Annotated in this window: 17 protein-coding genes and 1 pseudogene; 14 read left to right on the top strand and 4 right to left on the bottom strand. The window is 59.5% G+C overall.

Annotated elements, in window-relative coordinates:
* The first annotated feature begins 71 nt into the window (after positions 1–71).
* The 9 genes from ACP7E3_RS08375 (at position 72) to ACP7E3_RS08335 (ending at position 12,670) form a co-directional block, all read left to right on the top strand.
* A complete protein-coding gene (locus ACP7E3_RS08375; protein WP_426122834.1) occupies positions 72–1,673 on the top strand; it encodes an ABC transporter substrate-binding protein in 1,602 nt (533 codons plus the stop codon).
* Positions 1,674–1,931: 258 nt separating this feature from the next.
* Complete coding sequence (locus tag ACP7E3_RS08370) at positions 1,932–3,560, top strand: ABC transporter substrate-binding protein (protein ID WP_057004240.1); 1,629 nt, start codon at positions 1,932–1,934, stop codon at positions 3,558–3,560.
* A 363-nt stretch (positions 3,561–3,923) separates the two neighbouring features.
* Positions 3,924–5,468, top strand: a complete 1,545-nt coding sequence (locus ACP7E3_RS08365; protein WP_371928142.1) for an ABC transporter substrate-binding protein — start codon at positions 3,924–3,926, stop codon at positions 5,466–5,468.
* A gap of 169 nt (positions 5,469–5,637) precedes the next feature.
* Positions 5,638–7,032, top strand: a complete 1,395-nt coding sequence (locus ACP7E3_RS08360; protein ID WP_057004239.1) for an OprD family outer membrane porin — start codon at positions 5,638–5,640, stop codon at positions 7,030–7,032.
* Between the two features lie 80 nt (positions 7,033–7,112).
* Complete coding sequence (locus tag ACP7E3_RS08355) at positions 7,113–8,711, top strand: ABC transporter substrate-binding protein (protein WP_079442851.1); 1,599 nt, start codon at positions 7,113–7,115, stop codon at positions 8,709–8,711.
* Between the two features lie 76 nt (positions 8,712–8,787).
* A complete protein-coding gene (locus tag ACP7E3_RS08350) occupies positions 8,788–9,798 on the top strand; it encodes an ABC transporter permease subunit (protein WP_046384710.1) in 1,011 nt (336 codons plus the stop codon).
* 10 nt (positions 9,799–9,808) lie between these two features.
* Positions 9,809–10,720 carry an ABC transporter permease subunit gene (locus ACP7E3_RS08345; RefSeq protein WP_026139829.1) on the top strand — a complete coding sequence of 304 codons (912 nt, stop codon included), beginning with the start codon at positions 9,809–9,811 and terminating at the stop codon, positions 10,718–10,720.
* 10 nt (positions 10,721–10,730) lie between these two features.
* Positions 10,731–11,699 (top strand): ABC transporter ATP-binding protein, encoded by a 969-nt coding sequence (locus ACP7E3_RS08340; protein ID WP_046488134.1) that lies wholly within the window; start codon positions 10,731–10,733, stop codon positions 11,697–11,699.
* Complete coding sequence (locus tag ACP7E3_RS08335; protein WP_017845442.1) at positions 11,699–12,670, top strand: peptide ABC transporter ATP-binding protein; 972 nt, start codon at positions 11,699–11,701, stop codon at positions 12,668–12,670. Before ACP7E3_RS08340 ends, ACP7E3_RS08335 begins: the two co-directional genes overlap by 1 nt.
* A gap of 173 nt (positions 12,671–12,843) precedes the next feature.
* Here the strand turns inward: ACP7E3_RS08335 and ACP7E3_RS08330 are convergent, their stop codons facing one another.
* Both ACP7E3_RS08330 and ACP7E3_RS08325 read right to left on the bottom strand, forming a co-directional pair.
* The gene (locus ACP7E3_RS08330) at positions 12,844–13,461 is read right to left on the bottom strand and encodes a GAD-like domain-containing protein (protein ID WP_108525359.1); all 618 of its coding nucleotides are present in this window, start codon (positions 13,459–13,461) and stop codon (positions 12,844–12,846) included.
* Between the two features lie 8 nt (positions 13,462–13,469).
* Positions 13,470–14,882, bottom strand: a complete 1,413-nt coding sequence (locus ACP7E3_RS08325; protein WP_426122829.1) for a DUF6861 domain-containing protein — start codon at positions 14,880–14,882, stop codon at positions 13,470–13,472.
* A gap of 188 nt (positions 14,883–15,070) precedes the next feature.
* Here ACP7E3_RS08325 and ACP7E3_RS08320 point away from each other — a divergent pair.
* Positions 15,071–15,175 (top strand): annotated as a pseudogene (locus ACP7E3_RS08320) (dipeptide ABC transporter ATP-binding protein); the annotation flags it as partial.
* Positions 15,176–15,257: 82 nt separating this feature from the next.
* Here the strand turns inward: ACP7E3_RS08320 and ACP7E3_RS08315 are convergent.
* Both ACP7E3_RS08315 and ACP7E3_RS08310 read right to left on the bottom strand, forming a co-directional pair.
* Positions 15,258–15,524, bottom strand: a complete 267-nt coding sequence (locus ACP7E3_RS08315) for a hypothetical protein (protein WP_046488130.1) — start codon at positions 15,522–15,524, stop codon at positions 15,258–15,260.
* A gap of 233 nt (positions 15,525–15,757) precedes the next feature.
* Positions 15,758–17,341, bottom strand: a complete 1,584-nt coding sequence (locus ACP7E3_RS08310) for a peptide chain release factor 3 (RefSeq protein ID WP_017845444.1) — start codon at positions 17,339–17,341, stop codon at positions 15,758–15,760.
* A gap of 331 nt (positions 17,342–17,672) precedes the next feature.
* On the opposite strand from ACP7E3_RS08310, the gene ACP7E3_RS08305 reads away from it, so the two are divergent.
* The 4 genes from ACP7E3_RS08305 to ACP7E3_RS08290 are packed head-to-tail and all read left to right on the top strand — an operon-like array spanning position 17,673 to position 21,122.
* A complete protein-coding gene (locus ACP7E3_RS08305) occupies positions 17,673–18,389 on the top strand; it encodes an ABC transporter permease (protein ID WP_046384714.1) in 717 nt (238 codons plus the stop codon).
* Between the two features lie 20 nt (positions 18,390–18,409).
* Complete coding sequence (locus ACP7E3_RS08300) at positions 18,410–19,303, top strand: glycine betaine ABC transporter substrate-binding protein (RefSeq protein WP_261753682.1); 894 nt, start codon at positions 18,410–18,412, stop codon at positions 19,301–19,303.
* 11 nt (positions 19,304–19,314) lie between these two features.
* Positions 19,315–19,968, top strand: a complete 654-nt coding sequence (locus ACP7E3_RS08295; RefSeq protein WP_017845447.1) for an ABC transporter permease — start codon at positions 19,315–19,317, stop codon at positions 19,966–19,968.
* Positions 19,965–21,122 carry a betaine/proline/choline family ABC transporter ATP-binding protein gene (locus tag ACP7E3_RS08290; RefSeq protein ID WP_017845448.1) on the top strand — a complete coding sequence of 386 codons (1,158 nt, stop codon included), beginning with the start codon at positions 19,965–19,967 and terminating at the stop codon, positions 21,120–21,122. Before ACP7E3_RS08295 ends, ACP7E3_RS08290 begins: the two co-directional genes overlap by 4 nt.
* Positions 21,123–21,500: the final 378 nt, after the last annotated feature.

The following is a 21,500-nucleotide window of genomic DNA, read 5'->3' as shown; positions in this document are numbered from 1 at the left end:
CGGCGGTAACCTCGGTGACCGCCGTTTTTTCGTGCGCGCAGCTTTATATGCCTGCCACTTCAGGGGTCTCCATGGAAAGAACCATCTTCAAACCGCTGCTCCTCGCTGCCGGCCTGCTGGCCTTTATGCCCATGGCCCAGGCGGCCAGCACCCTGGTCTACTGCTCCGAAGCCAGCCCCGCCGGCTTCGACCCCAGCCAGTACACCAGCGGCACCGATTTCGATGCCTCCGCCGAAACCGTGTTCAACCGCCTGACCCAGTTCAAGCGCGGCGGCACCGAGGTCGAACCCGGGCTGGCGACCCGTTGGGAGGTCTCCAACGACGGCCTGACGTACACCTTCCATCTGCGTGACGGCGTCAAGTTCCACACCACCGATTTCTTCACGCCCACCCGCGACTTCAACGCCGATGACGTGTTGTTCACCTTCAACCGCCTGCTGGATGCCGACAGCCCGTTTCGCAAGGCCTACCCGTCCGAGTCGCCGTATTTCACCGACATGGGTTTGAACACCACGATCAAAAGCGTCGACAAACTGGACGAGCACACCGTGCGCTTCAGCCTGAACAACGTCGATGCCTCGTTCGTACAGAACCTGGCGATGAGTTTCGCCTCAGTGCAATCGGCCGAGTACGCCGCGCAACTGCTGAAGACCGGCAACGCCGCAGACATCAACCAAAAACCGGTGGGCACCGGGCCTTTTGTGTTCAAGCGTTACCAAAAGGACTCGCAGATTCGCTACGTCGCCAATAAACAGTATTGGAAACCCGAGGATGTGAAGCTCGACAACCTGGTGTTCGCGATCACCCCGGACGCCGCGTCGCGCCTGCAGAAACTCAAGGCCGGCGAATGCCAGGTCAGCGGTTACCCGCGCCCTGCCGACATCGAGGTGATGAAACAAGACCCCAACCTGCGCGTGTTGCAGCAAGCAGGGTTCAACCTGGGTTTTCTGGCCTACAACGTGACGCATCCGCCGCTGGATCAACTCAAGGTGCGCCAGGCCCTGGACATGGCCATCGATAAACCGGCGATCATCAAGGCCGTGTACCAGAGCGCCGGACAACTGGCGCAGAACGCCTTGCCTCCGGCGCAGTGGTCTTATGACCCGACGATCAAGGATGCCCCGTTCGACCCGGCCAAAGCGCGGGCGCTACTAAAAGAAGCAGGGGTTGCACCCGGTACGACCATCAACTTGTGGGCGATGACCGTACAACGCGCGTCCAATCCGAATGCGCGAATGTCGGCACAAATGATCCAACAGGATTGGGCCAACATCGGCATCAAGGCCAACATCGTCAGCTATGAGTGGGGCGAATACATCAAGCGCGCCAAGAATGGCGAGCACGATGCGATGATTTACGGCTGGACCGGCGACAACGGCGACCCGGATAACTGGCTCGGCGTGCTCTACAGCTGTGCCGCGGTGAAGGGCAGCAACTACGCCAAATGGTGTAACCCGGCCTACGACAAGCTGGTGCAACAGGCCAAGGTCAGCAGCGACCGCGAGCAGCGTATCAAGTGGTATCAGCAGGCACAAAAAATACTTAAAGAACAAGCACCTATAACGCCTATTGCGAACTCGACGGTTTTCCAGCCACTTCGCAAGGAAGTGCGGGACTTCAAAATCAGCCCCTTTGGCCTGACGCCGTTCTACGGCGTGAGTCTCGATAAGTAACAGCAACGCCCCAATCGAGTGCATAACACGCCTCGATTGGGTCTTTTTGGTGCTCATGCGGCACCGAAAAAGCCCTCCAAATGTACGCATTTATGTCGAAACTTTCATATTTGCGACATTCTTGTACGTTCGTACCACTCTTTCATCCTTGCAACCGTTCAGCATCTTGCAATGGGTATGGCCCCTGCATAAGTATCCGCAGGCCGACTCACGAGGTCGCCCTCACTACCAAAAATGACAACAAATCATGAGGCCAACATGCTTAAACACGCAGTCATTCCGTTACTTGTTAGCGCTGGCCTTATGGCCGCAGCGCCTTTCGCCCAAGCGGCGACTAACCTGGTGTTCTGCTCCGAAGGGAGCCCGGCCGGTTTTGATCCAGGCCAGTACACCACCGGAACAGACTTCGATGCTTCGGCCGAAACCATGTTCAACCGTCTGAGCCAGTTCGAACGTGGCGGCACCGCCGTCGTTCCTGGCCTGGCCACCAGCTGGGACGTGTCCCCGGATGGCCTGACGTACACCTTCCACCTGCGCGAAGGCGTCAAGTTCCACACCACCCCGTACTTCAAGCCCACTCGCGAGTTCTCGGCCGACGACGTACTGTTCACCTTCAACCGGATGATCAACAAAGACGATCCGTTCCGTAAGGCCTACCCCACCGAGTTCCCGTACTTCACGGACATGGGGATGGACACCAACATCAAGAACATCGAGAAAGTCGATGCCCACACCGTCAAGTTCACCCTTGGCACCGTGGACGCCGCCTTCATCCAGAACCTGGCGATGAGCTTCGCGTCGATCCAGTCGGCCGAGTACGCCGCGCAACTGCTGAAAAACGGCACGCCGCAGGACATCAACCAGAAACCTGTCGGCACCGGCCCGTTCGTGTTCAAGAGCTACCAGAAAGACTCGAACATTCGTTACACCGGCAACAAGGACTACTGGAAACCTGAAGACGTGAAGATCGACAACCTGATCTTCGCCATCACCACCGACCCGTCGGTGCGTATCCAGAAGCTCAAGAAAAACGAATGCCAGATCACCCTGTTCCCCCGTCCGGCCGACCTCAAGGCACTGGGCGACGACAAGGACTTGAAACTGCCGAACCAGGCCGGTTTCAACCTGGGCTACATCGCCTACAACGTCATGCCGGTGCTCAAGGGCCAGACCGCGCCTAACCCGCTGTCCGACCTGCGCGTGCGCCAGGCGCTGGACATGGCGGTGAACAAGCAGCAGATCATCGACTCGGTGTACCAGGGCGCGGGCCAATTGGCGGTCAACGCCATGCCGCCGACCCAGTGGTCCTACGACACCACCATCAAAGATGCCCCGCACGACGTGGCCAAAGCCAAGGAACTGCTCAAGGAAGCCGGGATCAAGGACGGCACCGAGATCACCCTGTGGGCCATGCCGGTCCAGCGTCCGTACAACCCGAACGCCAAGCTGATGGCCGAGATGCTGCAGAACGACTGGAAACAGATCGGCCTGAAGGTCAACATCGTCAGCTACGAATGGGGCGAGTACATCAAGCGTTCCAAAGGCGGCGAGAACCAGGCCATGATCATTGGCTGGAGCGGCGACAATGGGGACCCGGACAACTGGCTGAACGTGCTGTTCGGCTGCGACTCGCTGTCCGGTAACAACTTCTCCAAATGGTGCGACAAGAAATTCGACGGCATCGTGAAAGAAGCCAAGGCCACCTCGGATGTGGCCAAACGCACCGAGCTGTATAAGCAGGCGCAACACATCCTCAAAGATGCAGTCCCGATGACACCTATCGCGCACTCGACGGTGTATCAACCCATGCGCAACACCGTACAGGACTTCAAGATCAGCCCGTTTGGCCTGAACTCGTTCTACGGCGTGAGCGTGAGCGGCAAGTAAGGAACGATGGCGGCGACGTTTCATAACGTCGCCGTTATTGCATCCGCCAGGCCAGTAGGAAACAGACCACATTCGCGCTCGCTGCCGTCCTACGGCAATGAACTTCGATTCGCGGCTCCGTTGCCTACAAGGTCAGTCAGATTTTGCGCATTTACTGCGAAGTCCTCGACCCCTAACGTCGTAGGACAGCAGAGGCTCCAATCTGATGGGCACTTGCTGTGCGTGGAATCAGTGATGTCCCCCTGGCCGTATGCCGGGGGGATTGCTCGCTGATGACAACTACAAACAAGGATCGGGATCGTCATGCGCCATACCACCGTTCTATCCGCAATTTTTGGCACCAGCCTGCTGGCTGTGGCCACGATGGGCCACGCCGCCGAAAAAAAGAGCCTGGTGTTTTGCTCTGAAGGCAGCCCGGCGGGCTTTGACACCGCGCAGTACACCACCGCCACCGACAACGATGCGGCCGAGCCGCTGTACAACCGCCTGGTTGAGTTTGAAAAGGGCGCGACCAGCGTCGTACCGGGGCTGGCAACCAAGTGGGATATTTCGCCAGATGGCCTGACCTACACCTTCCACCTGCGCGAAGGGGTGAAATTCCACAGCAATAAAGAGTTCAAGCCCACGCGGGACTTCAACGCCGACGACGTGTTGTTCACTTTCAACCGCATGCTTGACCCCGACCATCCATTTCGCAAGGCCTACCCCACCGAGTTTCCGTACTTCAACGGGATGAGCCTGAACAAGAACATCGCCAAGGTCGAGAAAACCGACCCGCACACCGTGGTGATGACACTGAACACGGTCGACGCGGCGTTCGTGCAAAATATCGCCATGAGCTTTGCCTCCATTCTGTCGGCCGAATACGCCGAGCAGTTGCTCAAGCAGGGCAAGCCCAGCGACATCAACCAGAAGCCGATCGGCACTGGCCCGTTCGTCTTCCAGCGCTACCAGAAAGACTCGCAGATCCGTTACGCCGGCAACAAACAGTACTGGGACCCGAGCCGGGTCAAACTCGACCAGTTGATCTTCGCCATCAACACCGACGCGTCGGTGCGGGTGCAAAAGCTCAAGGCCGGCGAATGTCAGATCACCCTGCATCCGCGTCCGGCGGATGTCGACGCTCTCAAGGCCGACCCCAAGCTGCAACTGCTGACCAAACCAGGTTTCAACCTCGGCTACATCGCCTACAACGTGCGCCACAAACCGTTCGACCAGCTCGAAGTGCGCCAGGCGCTGGACATGGCGGTGAACAAGCAAAGCATCCTCAACGCCGTGTACCAGGGCGCGGGGCAACTGGCGGTCAACGCCATGCCACCGACGCAGTGGTCTTACGACGACAGCATCAAAGACGCCGCCTACAACCCGGAAAAAGCCAAGGAACTGCTCAAGGCCGCCGGCGTGAAGGAAGGCACCGAGATCACCCTGTGGGCGATGCCGGTACAACGGCCGTACAACCCCAACGCCAAGCTGATGGCCGAGATGCTGCAGAACGACTGGGCCAAGATCGGCCTCAAGGTCAAGATCGTCAGCTACGAGTGGGGCGAGTACATCAAGCGCACCAAGAACGGTGAGCACGATATCAGTCTGATCGGCTGGACCGGCGACAACGGCGACCCGGACAACTGGTTGGGCACCCTCTACAGCTGCGACGCCATCGGCGGGAACAACTACTCCATGTGGTGCGACCCGGCATACGACAAGCTGATCAAGCAAGCCAAGGTCGTCACCGACCGCGAACAACGGACTGTTCTGTACAAACAGGCACAGCAACTGCTCAAAGCGCAGGTGCCGATCACGCCAGTCGCCCACTCGACGGTCAACCAGCCGTTAAGCGCCAAAGTCGAAGGTTTCCAAGTGAGCCCCTTCGGCCGCAACGTGTTCTCGGGCGTCAGTATCACCCCATAAGAAAATAACCGGATTGCGGGGAGTGGATAACACTCTCCGGCAAACTTGCAGCCTTCTGTTGGGAAATTTCCTACAGCAAACGTTTGCAAATGCTTGAACGAGTTACACACCAATAGCCGGATCACCTAAAAGACCGGCATAAAAAAAGAGAACCAAAGGAGCTTCACCCATGAAACTGAGCAGCAAAGCGCTTCTGGCCCTGGCCATCAGCAGCATCACGGCGACCGCTTACGCGGAAACCCAGAGCCAGGACTTCGTTCCCACCACACTGGCCGGCACCAGCGCTCAAAGCGAAGCCAAGGGTTTTATCGAGGACTTCAGCCTGGGCGGCACCACGCGTAACTGGTACTCCCATGAAAGCAAGTACCGTGGGGGCACCTTCGAGTACAAGAAGCACGGCGAAACCCGCACCGACCGCAATCGTACCAACTGGGTACAGGGCACCATCCTCAACGCCAGCTCGGGTTTCACCCAGGGTACCGTGGGCGTCAAGACCGAATTGGCGGTCTACAACGCACTGGTCCTGGACCGCAGCAAGCGTGACATCAAGGGCGGCTCCAACCGTACCCTGGCCGACTCCAACGGCGATGCAGTCGACCAGTGGAGCAAACTGGGCCTGGCCAACGTGCAGTTCCGCGTCTCCAACACCACCCTGACCGCCGGTCGCCAGAACTTCAGCAGCGGCATCGTCGATACCATCGGCAACCGTGCGCTGCCTTCGAGCTTCGAAGGGGTGAGTTTCAACAGCGAAGAGTTCAGTAACCTGTCGTTCCAGGGCGGCGTGTTCGACCGCGTTTCGCCACGTACCGAACAGAGCCTGTCGAAATTCCGCAGTGAATACGGCAACGGCGCTGAAACCGACAAGGTGTCGACCCTGGGCCTGAACTACCAACCGCTGAAAAGCCTGAAAACCAGCATCTTCGCCGCCAACGTCAAAGACTTCTGGAACCAGTACTACTTCGGCGCGACCCATGAACTGGGCGACAGCTCGGTATTGGGCCTGACCACCGGCCTGAACTACTACAAGACCGTCGACGAAGGCAAAAAGTTGATGGGCGAAATCGACAACGACACCTACTCGCTGTCGCTCGGCCTGACCCACCAGGCGCACAGTCTGACCTTCGCGTACCAGGAAGTGAACGGTAACGAGTACTTCGACTACCTGCACGAAACCAACGGCATCTACCTGGCCAACTCCCTGACCTCGGACTTCAACGGCCCGAACGAAAAGTCCTTCCAGATCGCCTACGCCATCAACATGGCCGAATACGGCGTGCCAGGCCTGAAGTTCAACGCTTACTCGGCGCGCGGCTGGGGCATCGACGGCACCCACTACACCGGCAACGGTGGTCGGGCCAAGTTCGCCTATGACGGCATCCAGAGCCAAGACGGCGAAAAACACCAGGAATACGGTGTAGGCGCCTCTTACGCAATCCAGAGCGGCCCACTCAAAGCCACGGCCATTCGTGCGACCTACGTTGAGCACCGTGGCAGTGAGTTCCAGTCCGACGGCAGCATCAAAGAGTTCCGTTTGGTCACCACCATCCCGTTCAACATCCTTTAATCAGCGCCAGGTAGACGGCGGGCTCAGGACGAGCCCGCCCTCTATGCTCGTCTGGTCCCATCGATTGCAGAGGGCTCCGAATGAACATGCTCCCGTTACAAGCTGCCATTGCCGCTGCGCTGTTGAGCGTGGCGGTCGGCATTTCGGCCAAACCGCTGGTGGTCTGCACCGAAGCCAGCCCGGAAGGTTTCGATCCGGTCCTGTACACCACGGCCGTCACCGCCGACGCCGCCGCCGAAACCCTGTTCAACCGCCTGGTGGACTTCAAGCCCGGCACCACCGAAGTGATCCCGGCGCTGGCCAAGGCCCTGCCGGAAATCAGCGCCGATGGCCTGACCTACACCTTCCACCTGCGTGACGACATCAAGTTCCACACCACCGACTACTTCAAACCCACGCGCAACCTGAACGCCGACGACGTGCTTTGGAGCTTCCAGCGCCAGCTGGACCCGAAACACCCGTGGCACACCAAGTCCAACGTGGGCTACCCGTACTTCGAAAGCATGGGCTTCAAGGAACTGCTCAAGAGCGTCGAGAAGACCGACGATCACACCGTGGTCTTCACCCTGACCCGTCCGGAAGCACCGTTCCTGGCCGACCTGGCCATGGCGTTTTCGTCGATTCACTCGGCCGAATACGCCGACCAGTTGCTCAAGTCCGGCAAGACCGATGACCTCAACGCCAAGCCGGTCGGCACCGGCCCGTTCATCTTCACCCGCTACGCCAAGGACGCCCAGGTGCGTTTCAAGGCCAACCCGGACTACTTCCGCGGCAAGCCGCCGGCCGACCCGCTGATCCTGGCGATCACCACCGACAACAACGTGCGCCTGCAGAAGCTCAAGGCCAACGAATGCCAGATCGCGCTGTATCCGAAGCCCGACGACATCCCGAGCATCAAGAAAGACCCGAACCTGAAAGTCGATGAACTGGCGGCCATGACCACCAGCTACACTGCCTTGAACACCACCCACAAATACATGAGCGACGCGCGGGTGCGTCACGCGATCAACATCGCGTTCGACAAGGCCGGCTACACTGAGGCCCTGTACGGCAAAGGCAACGCAGTTGTCGGCACCGGTCCGTATCCGCCGACTTTGCTGGGTTTCAACAACACGTTGAAAAACCCGCCACGCGACCTCGACAAGGCCCGCGCCCTGCTCAAGGAAGCCGGCGTGCCGGAGGGCACCGAGTTCACCCTGTTCACCCGTAACGGCGGCGGCCCGACCAACCCCAACCCGATGCTCGGCGCCCAGCGCATGCAAGCGGACCTGGCCCAGATCGGCCTGAAGGTCAACATCAAGGTGATGGAGTGGGGCGAGATGCTCAAACGCGCCAAAGCGGGCGAGCACGACATGGTCTCTGCAGGCTGGGCCGGCGATAACGGTGACCCGGACAACTTCCTCACCCCGAACCTGAGTTGCGATGCGGCCAAGAACGGCGAAAACTACGCCCGTTGGTGTAATAAAGAATTTCAGGACCTGATCGACAAGGCGCGCGCCATCGCTGAACCCACCCAGCGCGCTGCACTCTATGAACAAGCACTGGACGTCTTTGGCAAGGATCAACCGTGGATCCCCATGGCTTATCCGAAAATGTTCACCGCCATGCGCAAAAACGTCGAGGGTTATACCCAAAGCCCACTGACGACCAATAACTTCGCCACCACCCAGGTGAAGTAAATAAGAAGAACGCTCGACACCGTCGACGTTGACGGTGTCGAACCTGCCTAACCGGCTGATTGAGGTACACCACAAGATGTTTAGTTTTATTGCCCGCCGATTGGGGTTATTGATCCCCACCTTCTTCGGCATCACGTTGCTGACGTTTGCGTTGATCCGCATGATTCCAGGCGACCCCGTAGAAGTCATGATGGGCGAACGCCGGGTCGACCCCGAGATGCACGCACAGGCAATGGAACGCCTTGGCCTTAACAAGCCGTTGTATGCGCAGTACCTGGACTACATCGGCAAGCTGGCCCAAGGCGACCTTGGCGAATCCCTGCGCACGCGCACCAGCGTGTGGACCGAGTTCACCGCACTCTTCCCGGCGACCCTGGAGCTGTCCATGGCCGCCCTGTTGTTCGCCGGTATCCTGGGCCTGTTGGCGGGGGTGATCGCGGCCTTGAAGCGAGGATCGCTGTTCGACCATGGGGTGATGGGCATCTCCCTCGCGGGCTATTCGATGCCGATCTTCTGGTGGGGCCTGATCCTGATCATGTTCTTCTCGGTGAGCCTGGGCTGGACCCCGGTTTCCGGGCGTATCGACCTGCTCTACGACATCGAGCCGCGCACCGGCTTCATGCTGATCGACACCCTGCTGGCCAACGAGCCAGATGCGTTCTGGGACGCCCTGCACCACCTGATCCTGCCGGCCATCGTGCTCGGCACCATCCCGCTGGCGGTGATTGCGCGGATGACCCGTTCGTCGATGCTCGAAGTGTTGCGCGAAGACTACATCCGCACCGCCAAGGCCAAAGGCCTGTCGCCGGCGCGTGTGGTGTTCGTGCATGGCCTGCGGAATGCGCTGATCCCGGTGCTCACCGTGGTCGGCCTGCAAGTCGGCACCCTGCTGGCCGGTGCGGTATTGACCGAAACCATCTTCTCGTGGCCCGGCATCGGCAAATGGCTGATCGAAGCCATTGGCGCGCGGGACTACCCGGTGGTGCAAAACGGCATCCTGCTGATCGCCTGCCTGGTGATCCTGGTGAATTTCGTGGTGGATATCCTCTACGGCTTCGTCAACCCACGTATCCGTCACCAGCGCTGAGATCATGACCATGACCACACCTACTCCAGTGTCAGCAGTCGATCAGAGCCTGCTGTACCCGTCGCCGTACAAAGAATTCTGGCAAGCCTTCTCCAAGAACAAAGGCGCGGTTGCCGGCCTGCTGTTCATGTTGCTGATCGTGTTCTGCGCGCTGTTCGCCCCGTGGGTGGCGCCGCATAACCCCAGCGAACAATATCGCGACTTCCTGCTGACCCCGCCGTCGTGGCTGGAAGGCGGGCAGATCCAGTTCCTGCTCGGCACCGACGAACTCGGCCGTGACTTGCTCTCGCGCTTGATCCAAGGCTCGCGCCTGTCGCTGCTGATCGGTTTGTCGTCGGTGGTGATGTCGCTGATTCCGGGCATCCTGCTCGGGCTGTTCGCCGGGTTCTTCCCGCGCCTGCTCGGCCCGACCATCATGCGCCTGATGGACATCATGCTGGCCCTGCCATCGCTGCTGCTGGCCGTCGCCATTGTCGCGATCCTCGGCCCTGGCCTGATCAACACCGTGATCGCCATCGCCATCGTGTCGCTGCCGTCCTACGTGCGTCTGACCCGCGCCGCGGTGATGGGCGAACTCAACCGCGACTACGTGACCGCCGCCCGCCTCGCCGGTGCCGGCCTGCCGCGCCTGATGTTCATCACCGTGCTGCCCAACTGCATGGCGCCGCTGATCGTGCAGGCGACCTTGAGTTTCTCTTCGGCGATCCTCGATGCCGCCGCGCTGGGCTTCCTCGGCCTGGGCGTGCAACCGCCAACGCCGGAGTGGGGCACCATGCTGGCTTCGGCCCGTGACTACATCGAACGCGCCTGGTGGGTCGTGAGCCTGCCGGGTCTGACCATTTTGCTCAGCGTGCTGGCAATCAACCTGATGGGCGACGGCCTGCGCGACGCGCTGGACCCGAAACTCAAGAACGCCGCCTGAGGAGATTCCCATGTCACTGTTAGAAATCAAGAATCTCAACGTGCGCTTCGGCGACAAGACCGCCGTGCCGGTGGTCGATGGCCTCGACATTTGCGTCGACAAAGGCGAAGTCCTGGCGATCGTGGGCGAGTCGGGCTCGGGTAAATCCGTGACCATGATGGCGCTGATGGGCCTGATCGAACACCCCGGCATCGTCACCGCCGACGCCCTGAACTTCGACGGCAAGGACATGCTCAAGCTGAGCAACCGCCAGCGTCGGCAGATCGTCGGCAAAGACCTGGCGATGGTGTTCCAGGACCCGATGACCGCGCTGAACCCCAGCTACACCGTGGGTTTCCAGATCGAAGAAGTGCTGCGCCTGCACCTGAAGATGTCCGGCAAGCAAGCGCGCAAGCGTGCCATCGAACTGCTGGAAAAAGTCGAGATCCCCGGCGCCGCCAGCCGGATGGATGCCTACCCGCACCAACTGTCCGGCGGTATGAGCCAACGCGTGGCCATCGCCATGGCGATTGCCGGCGAGCCGAAGTTGCTGATCGCCGACGAACCGACCACCGCCTTGGACGTGACCATCCAGGCCCAGATCATGGACCTGCTGCTGGCCCTGCAGAAAGAGCAGAACATGGGCCTGGTGCTGATCACCCACGACCTCGCGGTCGTCGCGGAAACCGCCCAGCGCGTGTGTGTGATGTATGCCGGCCAAGCCGTGGAAGTCGGCCAGGTACCGCAACTGTTCGACATTCCGGCGCATCCTTACAGCGAAGCACTGCTCAAGGCGATTCCGGAACACAGCCTCGGTGCCGCGCGCCTGGCCACGCTGCCCGGCATCGTGCCCGGCCGTTATGACCGCCCGCAAGGCTGCCTGCTGTCGCCGCGTTGCCCCTACGTGCAAGACAGCTGCCGCCAGACCCGCCCGGGCCTGGACCCTAAATCGAACAGCCTCGCGCGCTGCTTCTACCCCTTGAACCAGGAGGTGGCGTAATGGCCGTCGTTCTTACCGCCCGCGACCTGACCCGTCACTACGAAGTGTCCCGAGGCCTGTTCAAGGGCCACGCCACCGTGCGCGCCCTCAATGGCGTGTCCTTCGAACTGGAAGCCGGCAAGACCCTCGCCGTGGTGGGCGAGTCGGGCTGCGGCAAATCCACCCTGGCCCGTGCGCTGACGCTGATTGAAGAGCCGTCGTCGGGCTCGTTGAAAATCGCCGGCCAGGAAGTCGCCGGCGCCGACAAGGCGCAGCGCAAGCAATTGCGCAAAGACGTGCAGATGGTGTTCCAGAGCCCGTATGCCTCGTTGAACCCGCGGCAGAAAGTCGGCGACCAACTGGCTGAACCGCTGCTGATCAACACCCACCTGTCCGCCGCCGAACGCCGCGAAAAGGTCCAGGCGATGATGAAGCAGGTGGGCCTGCGCCCTGAGCACTATCAGCGCTACCCGCACATGTTCTCCGGCGGCCAGCGCCAACGGATCGCCCTGGCCCGGGCGATGATGCTGCAACCCAAAGTGCTGGTGGCGGATGAGCCGACCTCGGCACTGGACGTGTCGATCCAGGCCCAGGTGCTCAACCTGTTCATGGATTTGCAGCAGGAATTCAACACCGCCTACGTGTTCATTTCCCACAACCTCGCGGTGGTGCAACACGTCGCCGACGACGTGATGGTGATGTACCTCGGGCGCCCGGTGGAAGTCGGCCCCAAGGGCGACATCTACGCGCGCCCCCTGCACCCGTACACCCAGGCGCTGCTGTCGGCCACACCGACCATCCACCCGGACCCGAACAAGCCGAAGATCAAGATCGTCGGCGAGTTGCCCAACCCGCTGAACCCGCCGTCCGGCTGCGCTTTCCACAAGCGCTGCCCGTATGCGACGGCGCGGTGCAGCAGCGAGGAGCCGCAGTTGCGGGCGTTGGATAACCGCCAGGTGGCTTGCCACTATGCGGAGCAGTTCGTCGCCTGAAACGAGCGTCGCGCTCCCCTGTGGGAGGCGCGGTGACACAGCGTTCTACAGCCCTTCCCGTCAGGTTGCGCATCAGCCTGGCGGGAGGGGCTTTTTTTGCCTGTGAGACCAAAAGTGCCACTTCTGAAATTGACGATACATCCTGTGCACTGGATGTATCTGAAACGGCATAGCTATATGTTGGGAGCTATCAGTTCTTCTAACTCAGACACCTGAGATAGAAAAGTCAGATATTCAACAGCGCCAACTTTTTCTATCCCCGCAAGTGTACGTTGACCGCCTAATGCAAGAGCGGGCGTGAATCCGTACATTTCGCCTTCATGCAATCTGCCCAATTTATTTTTTGCGACAGCAAACAAATTCTCATAGTCGTTACTTTTAACCGTCAAGCCACTAAAAAAACACCGCACCCCAAAGTCAAGCTGATCGCCTGTAAACATTGACTCTCGACAAATGTAATAAGCATCTACCGAAGATATTTTTAGAGAGTATCCTGACTGCTCCCCCCACAAATACAAAGTGCCAAAAGCGCTTCGAGCAATGACATGGTACACATCGGTGCCCCATAGCTTTGTTCCTTTAAGCCATTCACTGACAATAGATTCATACTCTTGTGGATTTACGCTCCAGAAAATACCGCCTGCATACCCACACCACCCATAGACTTCCCAATAGGTTAATAGCTGGTCAGGCAATTTCCCCCTATACTGCTCGATGGTCGAGGAGGAAACGGACCTTCGATCAAAACCGGGACCGAAAGTACTTAGAAAAAAATCGAAATCTTCGTCCATAAAATCACCTATTTACACCGTTTCAACTGGGTATTGATTTTTATACGCTCCTGCTCCATCTGAGCAATACTACCCGCAACCTTATCCAACTCAGAAACCCTACTTCGCCATTGAGCACCAATACTTGAATTTACTTGCCGATCGCCAAACCCACCAATAACATCCTTGCCACCTGAATAAAGATCCGGATTATGAAGAGCGGCTAATTTTTTCATTTTTTCGCTCGCCACTTCTGATGCCTTTGACATAGCGCTAGCGGGTGAAAGACCTTCCGAGCGAAATTTCTCGAATAGTTGACTTTGAACATTATTTTGAAGGTCTATACGGGCCTCTTTGGCGACTCTTGGATCACGTACACTAAGCCGATCTTTGAACGCCTCCCGCGTTTTAAGATATTCCGCCACCGTCAGATTGTTAAGCCCTTTTTCTTGTCCTGCCAATTGCCGATCAAACTCCGGAATCTTTGAAGAAGGCATATTGGCGGCGCTAAAGCAGGGTACTTTGACGAGCGGCATGACCTTGGGTTTAGGTGATGGCTGATCGGTATTCGCGCGCCGAGAAGGCGTCGACTGCTCCGGTGTCCCCAATACCCCCTTACGAGGCTCCCGCGGCTGTAAGTCTGGATGCTGTTTCAATCGTTCTTCATGCTTGAGCATCCATTGCGCTAATCGGCCTCCTCGACGGCTATTGCTCATTTGGCTGGCGAGTAGTGTGGCCTCGCCCCGTCCTCGGGTCAGATAGGCGACAATCGCGCTCAAGAGCAAAAGAATGACGGCGGTGTGGGCACTGGCAATTTCTGTAGAAGCATGATGCACACTGCCGTATTCGCACCCCGGCCCCATGCCTCCCAACACACCAGTTGCCGGCGCTCGAGAACCTTCCCAAGCGATTTTGATGCCTCGCAAGTACTGCTCAATGATGGTAGGCAGACCCTCTAGAAAAAACTCGGCGATGGATTGAAGTCCAAGAATCGCCAGTATCCAAGTGCCCGCCTGTGCGCCAAGGCTAGCCCCGACTATCGCACCAGGGAGCGCACCTGCGCCAAAACCCAGTGCTCCAATCCCGCCGCCGATAGCCGCTCCGGTTAATGCAGCGCCAACCAGGATCATTGCCATATCGGTCACAGTGCTGATCAGGTCGTCAATAACGGCATTTAAATCGATATCGGCGAAGCGATCGTGCAAGTTCCGCACTGTCTTTGTACGGGCGAGAAAGAACGCTCGGTCAACGAATTTGAGGCGTTGCGGGATAAGCCGTGGATTGAACGCGTGTTGCTCATAGTTCCCGCAGAATGGTGCTTGGGCAGAGTGCTGAGTTTGTAGGTGGCTGGGGAAGGGGCTAAGAAGGTGGTTTTCAATCTGTTTCCATGACGGTACGTAATGCCAACCATCCATTTTTCTTGCTCCCCAATCTGCCTGCATGGGTATAACCCGTTGCTTTTCAGGGGAGGCTAACGATCTAGTACGAGCAATTGTGGGGATGTCTTAAATCAGGAACGGTCCGACTTCTTTCTGGAAAAAACTTACAGAAATTACTATCCCCCATCCACGAGTAACGGAAAAAGGCCCGCGCCTTGATGCTACAACCGAAAGTGCTGGTGGCGGATGAACCGACCATCCACCCGGACCCGAACAAGCCGAAGATCAAGATCGTCGGCGAACTGCCCAACCCGCTGAACCCGCCGTCCGGCTGCGCTTTCCACAAGCGCTCCCCTGTGGGGGCGCGGTGACACAGCGTTCTACAGCCCTTCCCGTCAGGTTGCGCATCAGCCTGGCGGGAGGGGCTTTTTGCAGGGTCTACGTCTGGCTATCGCCTTCATCATCCGGGTTGTCATCGCCCGGTTCGTCGGTGGTGGAGTCGTCATCGCCCTTGCTGCCGCCCTGGTCCTCATCGCCGGGCTCCGCTTCAGACTTGGCCAGTTGCAGGCCCTTGGCCTGCCCACTCTGCAGAGCAGACACCGCCGCCCCGCTCTGCACCGGGTTATGTGCCCAGGCCGTCGACATTCCCAATGACAACAGCACCAGCACCTTCAGTAACAGCACGACTCGTTGAACAATACTCATGGTTGATCCCCTCCAGTCAGTAGGTGAATCCCGCACGACCGCTGTTTAGCGCCGCCAGCGTTGAAGCTAGTCCCGATGCCGGGTTCTCGCCAATCCCCACATCGGGTGGAGATCAAAAAATCTGAGGGGGGCAAGTCGAACCGTCGCACCGCCTCTCCCACCTCTGGTTTTGCAGCGCCCATGAAAAAGGGCGAAGCCATGACAGCTTCGCCCTATTGTTCACCGCTCAGAGCTTAATGGTGCTCGCGAGTAGCCCGGAATTTCACATCCGGCCAGCGCTCTTCCATCAGCGCCAGGTTGACCCGGGTCGGCGCCAGGTAGGTCAGGTGACCGCCGCCGTCGACCGCGAGGTTTTCCACGGCTTTGTTGGAGAACTCTTCCAACTTCTTCTTATCGCTGCACTCGATCCAGCGCGCGGAGTACACGGTGATCGGCTCGTAGGAGCATTCGACCTTGTATTCCTCTTTCAGGCGGCTGGCGACCACATCGAACTGCAGCACACCGACGGCGCCGAGGATGATGTCGTTGCTGCGCTCGGGGAAGAACACCTGGGTCGCGCCCTCTTCCGCCAGTTGCTGCAAGCCTTGGCGCAGTTGCTTGGATTTCAGCGGGTCGCGCAGGCGCACGCGGCGGAACAGTTCCGGGGCGAAGTGCGGGATGCCGGTGAAGCCCAGCGTTTCGCCTTCGGTGAAGGTGTCGCCGATCTGGATGGTGCCGTGGTTGTGCAAGCCGATGATGTCGCCGGCGTAGGCTTCTTCGAGCTGTTCACGCTCGGAGGAGAAGAACGTCAGGGCATCGCCGATTCGCACGTCCTTGCCGGTGCGAACGTGGCGCATCTTCATGCCTTTTTCGTACCTGCCGGAGCAGATTCGCATAAAGGCGATACGGTCGCGGTGTTTGGGGTCCATGTTCGCCTGGATCTTGAACACGAAGCCCGAGAATTTCTCTTCCACCGGCTCCACGGTGCGCTCGTTGGCGACCCGGGCCAGCGGGCGCGGGGCCCAGTCCACCACGGCGTCGAGCACGTGGTCGACACCGAAGTTGCCCAATGCGGTACCGAAGAACACCGGGGTCAGTTGGCCGTCGAGGAATTCCTGCTGGTTGAACTCGTGGCAGGCGCCCTGCACCAGTTCCAGCTGGTCGACGAAGCGGTCGTACTCATCGCCCAAGTGGGCGCGGGCTTCGTCGGAGTCGAGCTTCTCGATGATTTTCACATCGGTGCGTTCGTGACCGTGGCCGGCGGTGTAGACAATGATGTAGTCGTCGGCCAGGTGGTACACGCCCTTGAAGTCGCGGTAGCAACCGATCGGCCAGGTAATCGGCGCCGCCTTGATCTTCAGCACCGCTTCGATTTCGTCGAGCAGCTCGATCGGATCGCGGATGTCGCGGTCGAGTTTGTTGATAAAGCTGACGATCGGCGTGTCGCGCAGGCGGCAGACGTCCATCAACGCAATCGTGCGCGGCTCGACGCCCTTACCGCCGTCGAGGACCATCAAGGCCGAGTCCACCGCGGTCAGGGTGCGGTAGGTGTCTTCGGAGAAGTCTTCGTGGCCCGGGGTGTCGAGCAGGTTGATCATGTGATCGCGATACGGGAACTGCATGACCGACGTGGTAATGGAAATACCCCGTTGTTTTTCCATTTCCATCCAGTCGGAGGTGGCATGGCGGTCGGATTTGCGGGATTTCACCGTGCCGGCCACTGCGATCGCCTTGCCCATCAGCAAGAGCTTCTCGGTGATGGTGGTTTTACCGGCATCGGGGTGGGAAATAATGGCGAAAGTGCGGCGTTTCGCGACTTCGGCGGCCTGGTGGGTCATGGGAAATCGCCTGGCAGGTGAGTCAAAAAAGGGCGGCGAGTATAGCGCAAACCCAGGGTGCCGGACCACCGTTCACCCGGTTGGGGGTGGCTAAATACTGCCAAGTATGGAACCTTTTAAAAGGTAGAGACGTCCACTCCCCTGCAACCGCACTCGAAACAGGGGCTGAAAAATCAGCAAGTTAGCCTGACGAGGCTGCGCTCATGGCTTGACCTCATGCCGCTTTTGCCGGCATGGGCGAGCTGCTTTTCGCGACCACATTCAACGGCAGCCAGCAGTGGCATGCCATGCAGGAATGTGTTCGCCGACAGAAGAAAAAAGGAGTCCGCCTGTGGCTATTCGCTATGGCAAAGGGCTGATAGGAGGAGCGGTTGTCGTCGCTCTCCTGGCCCTGCTGATCCACTGGATCGGCATCAACACCATCGAACTGTACCGCGACGATTTGTTGTTTTACCTGCAAGCTCACCTGATTCTCGTCCTAGTCTCCATGCTGGCCGCCCTGATTGTGGGCCTCCCCGCCGGTATCCTGCTCAGCCGCCCGAACATGGTCGGGCGCGCCGAACGCTTCATGCAGATCTTCAACATCGGCAACACCGTCCCTCCCCTGGCCGTACTGGCCATCGCCCTCGGCGTCCTCGGCATCGGCAGCGGCCCGGCGATCTTCGCGCTGTTCCTCGCTTCATTGCTGCCCATCGTGCGCAACACCTACGAAGGCCTGAAAAACGTCCAGGGCTCGCTGAAAGAAGCCGCCACCGGCATCGGCATGACCCCGCGCCAGGTGCTGTTTCGCGTCGAATTGCCGAACGCCGTGCCGATCATCATCGGCGGCGTGCGCGTGGCCCTGGCGATCAACGTCGGCACCGCGCCGCTGGCATTCCTGATCGGCGCCAACAGCCTGGGCAGCCTGATCTTCCCCGGCATCGCCCTGAACAATCAGCCGCAATTGCTGCTCGGCGCCGCGTGTACCGCGCTGTTGGCCCTGCTGCTCGACGGTCTGGTGACCATGGGCAGCCGCCTCTGGCTGGAACGCGGAGTGCGTGCGTCTTAAGGCTCGGCAAAGGAATTCACATGAAAAAACTGACATTGATATTGAGCTGCGTCCTGCTGTTTGCAGGGGTTGCGCAAGCCGCTGAAAAACCGGTCATCCGCATCGGCGCACGGGTGTTCACTGAACAGACCCTGCTCGCCGAAATCACTTCCCAGTACCTGCGCACCAAGGGTTACGACACCCGCGTGACCGGCGGCCTGGGCAGCAACCTGGCGCGCAGTGCCCAGGAAAGCGGGCAACTGGACCTGATCTGGGAATACACCGGCGTGTCGCTGGTGGCCTACAACCATGTGGACGAGAAGCTCGACAGCGAACAGTCCTACGCTCGGGTAAAAGAACTCGACGCGAAAAAAGGCCTGGTCTGGCTGTCGCCATCGAAATTCAGCAACACCTACGCGCTGGCATTGCCTGAGAACGTGGCCCAGGAATTCCCGCAGATCAACACGATCAGCGATCTGACCCAAGCCCTCGCGGAAAAAACCAAGGCCACGCGCCTGGTGGCCCTGGACACCGAGTTCGCCAACCGTTCCGACGGCATGGGCGGCATGGTCAAGCTCTACGACATGAACCTGACCCGCAAAAACACCCGGCAGATGGACGCCGGGCTGGTCTACACCGCGTTGCGTAACGGCCAGGTGTTTGCCGGCTTGGTGTACACCACTGACGGGCGCCTGAATGCCTTCAAATTGAAGCTGCTCGAAGACGACAAGCACTACTTCCCGGACTACACCGCCGCGCCGGTGGTGCGTCAGGTGTACCTGGACGCTCATCCGCAACTGGCCGCCGATCTGAAGCCACTGGCCGCACTGTTTGACGATACAACCATGCGCGAGCTGAACGCGCGGGTCGACGTCGACCATGAAAGCCCATCCGCCGTCGCCGCCGCTTTCCTGCGCCAGCATCCACTCAACTAAGAGGAGAAGACATGGAATTTTTAAACGCCTTTTCCCATCTTGATTGGGCCCAAGTCCTGCACCTGACCTGGCAGCACATCACCCTGGTCGGCATTGCCGTGATCCTCGCGATTGTCGTCGGCGTGCCCCTCGGCGTGCTGATGACCCGCTTCCCGAGCCTGGCCGGCCCGCTGCAAGCCAGCGCCACTGTGCTGCTGACCGTGCCGTCCATCGCTCTGTTTGGCCTGCTGCTGCCGTTCTACTCCAAATTCGGCCAGGGCCTGGGGCCAATGCCGGCGATCACCGCCGTGTTCCTCTACTCCCTGCTGCCGATCATGCGTAACACCTACCTGGCCCTGACCGGCGTGGAACCGGGCATCCGCGAAGCCGCCAAAGGCATCGGCATGACCTTCGGCCAGCGCCTGCGCATGGTCGAACTGCCCATCGCCGTACCGGTGATCCTCGCCGGTGTACGCACCGCCGTGGTGATGAACATCGGCGTGATGACCATCGCCGCCACCATCGGCGCCGGCGGCCTGGGTGTACTTATTCTGGCTTCCATCAGCCGCAGCGACATGTCGATGCTGATCGTCGGCGCCGTGCTGGTCAGTCTCCTGGCCATCTTCGCCGACCTGCTTCTGCAATGGCTGCAACGCTCGCTGACTCCAAAAGGACTGCTCAAATGATCGAACTTCAACACCTGACCAAGACTTTCCAAAGCAACGGCAAGACTGTCTCCGCCGTGAACGACGTAAGCCTGACCGTCAACGAAGGCGAGATTTGCGTATTCCTCGGCCCCTCGGGCTGCGGCAAGAGCACCACGCTGAAAATGATCAACCGCCTGATCAAGCCCACCTCGGGCAAGATCCTGATCAACGGCGAAGACACCACCGACCTCGACGAAGTGACCCTGCGTCGCAACATCGGCTACGTGATCCAGCAGATCGGCCTGTTCCCGAACATGACCATCGAGGAAAACATCGTGGTCGTGCCCAAGTTGCTGGGCTGGGACAAGCAGAAATGCCACGACCGCGCCCGCGAGTTGATGAGCATGATCAAGCTCGAGCCCAAACAGTACCTGCACCGCTACCCGCGTGAGCTGTCCGGTGGCCAGCAACAGCGCATCGGCGTGATCCGTGCGCTGGCGGCGGATGCACCGTTACTGCTGATGGATGAGCCGTTCGGCGCGGTCGACCCGATCAACCGCGAGATGATCCAGAACGAGTTCTTCGAAATGCAGCGCGCGCTGAACAAGACCGTGATCATGGTCAGCCACGACATCGACGAAGCCATCAAACTGGGCGACAAGATCGCCATCTTCCGCGCCGGCAAACTGCTGCAGATCGACCACCCGGACACCCTGCTGGCGCACCCGGCGGATGAGTTCGTCAGCAACTTCGTCGGCCAGGACAGCACCCTCAAGCGTCTGCTGCTGGTAAAAGCCGAAGACGCGGCAGACAACGCCCCGTCGGTCAGCCCGGAAACCCCGGTGGCCGATGCCCTGGAGCTGATGGACGAACTCGACCGCCGCTATGTGGTGGTCACCTGCGCCGACAACAAAGCGCTGGGCTATGTGCGCCGTCGCGACCTGCACCGTCAGACCGGCACTTGCGGTCAATACCTGCGCGAATTCAACGCCACGGCCGCGTATGACGAGCACTTGCGCATCCTGTTGTCGCGCATGTACGAGTTCAACCGTTCATGGTTGCCGGTGATGGACGCCGAGCGGGTGTTTTTGGGTGAAGTGACCCAGGAATCGATTGCCGAGTACCTGAGCTCCGGCAAGTCGCGCGGGGGCAAGACCAGTATCGTTTCGCCCGCCGAGACCGCCCTGGCCTGATCTGACACAACACGCCTAAAACTGTGAGAGGGGGCTTGCCCCCGATGGCGGTGTATCAGTCAATATATTCATGACTGACACACTGCCATCGGGGGCAAGCCCCCTCCCACATTTGGTCCGTGGTGTGTCAGGGAAATCCCCCTGATTATCCGCCTGCGGGGAACATCAATCCGTCACACCGGTCGGTTACATAAGTAGCTGCACCCGGTCCCGCGACGAACGCGTGCAAAAACGCGACATTTTTAGTTGATCTCAAGCCCCTCACGCCCTAAAGTTCGCGCCGAACGTCCATGCTGGAAACGATCCATCCGGCTCAAGTACTGACGACGAGACAGCAAGGCCAAGGGAAGCTTATCCCATGGCCTTTTTGCTTTCGGC

This window comes from Pseudomonas sp. PSPC2-3 (genome assembly GCF_049898265.1).
Lineage (GTDB): Bacteria > Pseudomonadota > Gammaproteobacteria > Pseudomonadales > Pseudomonadaceae > Aquipseudomonas > Aquipseudomonas veronii.
The sequence above is the reverse complement of the archived record's forward strand: the minus strand, read 5'-3'. Positions and strand labels throughout refer to the sequence as shown.

Excerpts from the sequence above, each read along its gene's own strand:
- ACP7E3_RS08325 (WP_426122829.1), bottom strand. The coding sequence starts at position 14,882 with ATGCAGGCAGATTGGGGAGCAAGAAAAATGGATGGTTGGCATTACGTA.
- ACP7E3_RS08295 (WP_017845447.1), top strand. The coding sequence starts at position 19,315 with ATGGAATTTTTAAACGCCTTTTCCCATCTTGATTGGGCCCAAGTCCTG.
- ACP7E3_RS08340 (WP_046488134.1), top strand. The coding sequence starts at position 10,731 with ATGTCACTGTTAGAAATCAAGAATCTCAACGTGCGCTTCGGCGACAAG.
- ACP7E3_RS08335 (WP_017845442.1), top strand. The coding sequence starts at position 11,699 with ATGGCCGTCGTTCTTACCGCCCGCGACCTGACCCGTCACTACGAAGTG.
- ACP7E3_RS08365 (WP_371928142.1), top strand. The coding sequence starts at position 3,924 with ATGGGCCACGCCGCCGAAAAAAAGAGCCTGGTGTTTTGCTCTGAAGGC.
- ACP7E3_RS08360 (WP_057004239.1), top strand. The coding sequence starts at position 5,638 with ATGAAACTGAGCAGCAAAGCGCTTCTGGCCCTGGCCATCAGCAGCATC.
- ACP7E3_RS08345 (WP_026139829.1), top strand. The coding sequence starts at position 9,809 with ATGACCACACCTACTCCAGTGTCAGCAGTCGATCAGAGCCTGCTGTAC.
- ACP7E3_RS08375 (WP_426122834.1), top strand. The coding sequence starts at position 72 with ATGGAAAGAACCATCTTCAAACCGCTGCTCCTCGCTGCCGGCCTGCTG.
- ACP7E3_RS08315 (WP_046488130.1), bottom strand. The coding sequence starts at position 15,524 with ATGAGTATTGTTCAACGAGTCGTGCTGTTACTGAAGGTGCTGGTGCTG.
- ACP7E3_RS08330 (WP_108525359.1), bottom strand. The coding sequence starts at position 13,461 with ATGGACGAAGATTTCGATTTTTTTCTAAGTACTTTCGGTCCCGGTTTT.
- ACP7E3_RS08290 (WP_017845448.1), top strand. The coding sequence starts at position 19,965 with ATGATCGAACTTCAACACCTGACCAAGACTTTCCAAAGCAACGGCAAG.
- ACP7E3_RS08300 (WP_261753682.1), top strand. The coding sequence starts at position 18,410 with ATGAAAAAACTGACATTGATATTGAGCTGCGTCCTGCTGTTTGCAGGG.
- ACP7E3_RS08370 (WP_057004240.1), top strand. The coding sequence starts at position 1,932 with ATGCTTAAACACGCAGTCATTCCGTTACTTGTTAGCGCTGGCCTTATG.
- ACP7E3_RS08355 (WP_079442851.1), top strand. The coding sequence starts at position 7,113 with ATGAACATGCTCCCGTTACAAGCTGCCATTGCCGCTGCGCTGTTGAGC.
- ACP7E3_RS08310 (WP_017845444.1), bottom strand. The coding sequence starts at position 17,341 with ATGACCCACCAGGCCGCCGAAGTCGCGAAACGCCGCACTTTCGCCATT.
- ACP7E3_RS08350 (WP_046384710.1), top strand. The coding sequence starts at position 8,788 with ATGTTTAGTTTTATTGCCCGCCGATTGGGGTTATTGATCCCCACCTTC.